The 3,952-nt window shown below is 73.3% G+C and carries 5 protein-coding genes; all 5 read left to right on the top strand.

What is annotated here, in order from left to right:
* A partial coding sequence (locus tag UXQ13_RS23435; RefSeq protein ID WP_336393091.1) for a sugar transferase occupies window positions 1-1,429 on the top strand: 1,429 nt, incomplete at its 5' end.
* A 73-nt stretch (window positions 1,430-1,502) separates the two neighbouring features.
* Complete coding sequence (locus UXQ13_RS23430; protein ID WP_225234214.1) at window positions 1,503-1,649, top strand: hypothetical protein; 147 nt, start codon at window positions 1,503-1,505, stop codon at window positions 1,647-1,649.
* Between the two features lie 170 nt (window positions 1,650-1,819).
* Complete coding sequence (locus UXQ13_RS23425; protein ID WP_225234215.1) at window positions 1,820-1,978, top strand: hypothetical protein; 159 nt, start codon at window positions 1,820-1,822, stop codon at window positions 1,976-1,978.
* Window positions 1,979-2,018: 40 nt separating this feature from the next.
* Window positions 2,019-3,338, top strand: coding sequence for a UDP-glucose dehydrogenase family protein (locus UXQ13_RS23420; protein ID WP_225234216.1), 1,320 nt, complete (start codon window positions 2,019-2,021; stop codon window positions 3,336-3,338).
* A gap of 47 nt (window positions 3,339-3,385) precedes the next feature.
* Window positions 3,386-3,952: hypothetical protein (locus tag UXQ13_RS23415; protein WP_336393090.1), on the top strand; the 567-nt coding region annotated here is incomplete at its 3' end.

The raw sequence follows: 3,952 nt of genomic DNA, 5'->3' as shown, positions 1-3,952 counted from the left end.
GCGCTGCCCCGGCACCGAGGCGCGCCGCGCGTGGCAGGCCACCTACGTGCGCAAGAGCGTGCTCGCCGACGTGCTCTGCTCCCTGGTGTCGGCCCTCGTCGGCTGGGCCGTGCGGTTCGGCCCGGCATCGCTGGACCCCGGCCACGTGCCCTTCTGGATCGTCGCCGCGCTCCCGCTGGCCTGGGTCGGCGCCATGCTGGTCGCCCGCAGCTACGAGCAGCGCTTCCTCTGGATCGGCGCCGAGGAGTTCCGCCGGGTCTTCTTCGCCGCGATGCTCATGCTCGCCGCCGTCGGCACCGTCTCCTGGGCGCTCAAGCTCGACCTGGCCCGTGGCTTCGTGGTCGTGGCGCTGCCGCTGGCGACCGTGGCCACGCTGCTCACCCGCTACGTCCTCCGGGCCCGGCTGCACCGCGCCCGGGGCCGCGGCCTGTTCCTGCAGACCGCCGTGCTGGTCGGGCACCGCAACGGCGTCGGCGCCCTCAAGCGCCAGATCGAGCGCGAGAAGTACCACGGGTACTCCGTCGTGGGCTGCCTCCTGCCCGGCGGCCAGCACCTGCCGGCGCAGAGCCTGTTCGACGGCATCCCGGTGCTCGGCGGCCTGGACGACGTCGTCGCCGTGGTCGAGCGGTTCGAGGTGGACACCGTCGCCGTCCTGCCCTCGCCCGAGCTCGACGGGCCGCGGCTGCGCCGGCTCGGCTGGGACCTGGAGAAGACCAACGCCGAGCTGCTGCTCGCCCCGGCGGTCACCGAGATCGTCGGACCGCGGGTGCGCATCCGCCCCGTCTGCGGCCTGCCGCTGCTGCACATGGAGCGCCCCGAGCTGCGCGGCATTCGCCGGGTCGCCAAGGACACCGTCGACAAGACGGTGTCGGCGCTCGCCCTGCTCGCCCTGCTGCCGGTGCTGCTGGGTGTCGCGGCCGCCGTCGGGCTGACCAGCCGCGGCGGCGTGTTCTACCGGCAGGAGCGGGTCGGCCGCGACGGCCAGACGTTCTCCATGCTCAAGTTCCGCTCGATGGTCGCCGGTGCCGACGCGATGGTCGACCACCTGGCCGGGGGCAACGACGGCAACGGCGTGCTGTTCAAGCAGAAGACCGACGCCCGGGTCACCCGGGTGGGCAAGGTGCTGCGCCGGTACTCCCTCGACGAGCTGCCCCAGCTGCTGAACGTGCTCCGCGGCCACATGTCGCTGGTCGGCCCGCGCCCGCCGTTGCCCACCGAGGTCGAGCGGTACGGCTTCGACATGCACCGCCGCTTCCTGGTCAAGCCCGGCATCACCGGCCTGTGGCAGATCAGCGGCCGCTCGGACCTCTCGTGGGACGACTCGGTGCGCATCGACGTGCGGTACGTGGAGAACTGGTCGCTGACCTTCGACTTCATGATCCTGTGGAAGACCGTCGGCGCCGTGCTGCGGGGCTCCGGGGCCTACTGACCGTCACCGGGTGAAATGGAGACCGCCCATCCGGGGTCTTCAGCTCCGGCCGCGCACGACCGATGGTCTCCTCGTGATCATCGCGCTGTTGGCCGCCTGGGTCCTGGGGGGACTGCTCCTGGCCCTGCTCGTCGGCGGCGCCGTCCGGGTGGCGGACGCCCGGCGCGACTGGACGGTGCCCGCCGACCAGGTCGAGGTGCCCACCCCGATCGAGGTCTGAGCCCAGCGCCTCAGCAGGCCGGAGCGCGGTCGAGCAGCACCGGGTCGATGTCCCGCTGCCGGCACACCTGCGTACATGCCGTGCGGCGCGCAGTCGGGAGCTCCGCAGCGGGGTGCCAACGGGTGATTCGGCTCCACCTCCTGGTCGGTCCTGCCGAGAACCCCAGGACCATGGACACCACCGTCGTCACCCTCATCCCGGCCCTGCTCGCCCCGCTGGCCGGCGTCTGCGCCGCGTTCCCCGGGCAGGGCCGGTGCACCGTCTCGCCGACCACGGCCGCGCTGCTGGCCCGCGCCGTCCCGACGCCGAGGACGCGCACCGCGGCCTGACAGGATGGACCCGTTGGCGTCCGACGACGACAGGGGTCCCATGAAGCTCTCGGTGATCGGCTGCGGCTACCTCGGTGCCGTGCACGCCGCCTCGATGGCGCAGCTCGGCCACGACGTCGTCGGCATCGACACCGACACCGCCAAGGTCGAGCTGCTCGCGGCCGGCCGGGTGCCCTTCCACGAGCCCGGCTTCGAGGAGCTGCTGCAGTCCTCGCTGGCCTCGGGGCGGTTGCGGTTCTCCCCGGACATGGCGCAGGCCGCCGGCTCGAAGGTGCACTTCGTCTGCGTCGGCACGCCGCAGAAGCGCGGCGAGTACGCCGCCGACCTGCGCTACGTGGAGTCGGCGACCGAGTCGCTGATCGAGGTGCTGGCCCCCGGCGAGCTGGTCGTCGGCAAGTCCACCGTCCCGGTCGGGACGGCGGCGCGGCTGGCCGAGCTGGTGACCGGCAAGGCGCCCGGTGCGCTGCTGGCCTGGAACCCGGAGTTCCTGCGCGAGGGCTTCGCCGTCCAGGACACCCTGCACCCCGACCGGCTGGTCTACGGCCTGCCCGCCGGCGCCGACGGCGACACCGCCCGGGCGCTGCTGGACGAGGTCTACGCCTCGATCGAGGCCGACGGCACGCCCCAGGTGGTCACCGACTACGCCACCGCAGAGATGGTCAAGACCGCGGCGAACTCGTTCCTGGCCACCAAGATCTCCTTCATCAACGCGATGGCCGAGCTGTGCGAGGCCACCGGTGCCGACGTGAAGCAGCTGGCCGACGCGATCGGCTACGACGACCGGATCGGCCGCAAGTTCCTCAACGCCGGCCTCGGCTTCGGCGGCGGCTGCCTGCCCAAGGACATCCGCGCGTTCATGGCCCGGGCCGGGGAGCTGGGCGCCGACCAGGCGCTGACCTTCCTGCGCGAGGTCGACAACATCAACATGCGCCGCCGGATCCGGATGGTCGAGCTGGCCCGCGAGGTCTGCGACGGTTCGCTGCTGGGCAAGCGGATCGCCGTCCTGGGGGCGGCGTTCAAGCCCGACTCCGACGACATCCGCGACTCCCCGGCGCTCAACGTCGCCGCCCAGCTCCAGCTGCAGGGCGCCACCGTGCGGGTCACCGACCCGGCGGCCGGGGACAACATCCGCCGGTCCTGGCCGCAGTTGGACGTGGTGGACTCCGCCGAGGAGGCCGCCGAGCGCGCCGACGCCGTCCTGGTGCTCACCGAGTGGAAGCAGTTCCGCGAGCTCGACCCGGTCGCCTTCGGCCGGGTCGTGGCGCGCAAGGCCGTGCTGGACGGGCGGCAGGCGCTGGACCGCGACGTGTGGGAGGCCGCGGGCTGGTCCTACCGGGCGTTGGGCCGCCGCGCCGGCTGACCACCGCGTCGGCGCCGCGTCCGGCTGCAACCAGGGATACTGGGCCGGTGCTGACCCGCCGGGCCCTGCTGGCCTCCGCCGCCGCGACCGGTCTGGCCGCCGTGCTCGCCGCGTGCACCCGGGACCCATCCGCCGGCCCGGTGTCCACCCCGGCCCCGTCCGGGCCCGGTCTGCGCGCCGGTGACGAGCGGGAGCAGCTGCTCGCCGAGGGCGACTACGGCATGGTGAACTTCCCGGACGGGCACACCACCTACGTCGCGACGGACAACGGCTACCGGGTGTGGCTCGCCAGTGGGCTGGTCTCCGGTGGTGGTGGGAGCACCGTGGCCGTGGACAGCCCCGACCTGGTCCGGTTCCGGCCCGCCGAGCTCGACGGCCGGGACGCGGTCGCCGTCCTGGCGCCGGTGGGCGGCACGGAAGCCCTCGACAGCGACTACTGCGGCCCCGGATCGGTCTTCCCAGCGGCCGACGGCAGCGGGCTCTGGCTGGTCTACCACGGGGAGAACCACACCTTCGCCGGAGTCACGAACGACGGTTCCCCCTACTACGCCACGATCGGCCTTGCCTGGTCGTCCGACGGCGGGCCGTCGCTGAGCTGGAACACCCACCTCGAG

Origin of the sequence: Klenkia terrae, from assembly GCF_037083865.1 — a bacterium.
GTDB classification, from domain to species: domain Bacteria; phylum Actinomycetota; class Actinomycetes; order Mycobacteriales; family Geodermatophilaceae; genus Klenkia; species Klenkia terrae.
This window is presented reverse-complemented; position numbering and strand designations above follow the sequence as displayed.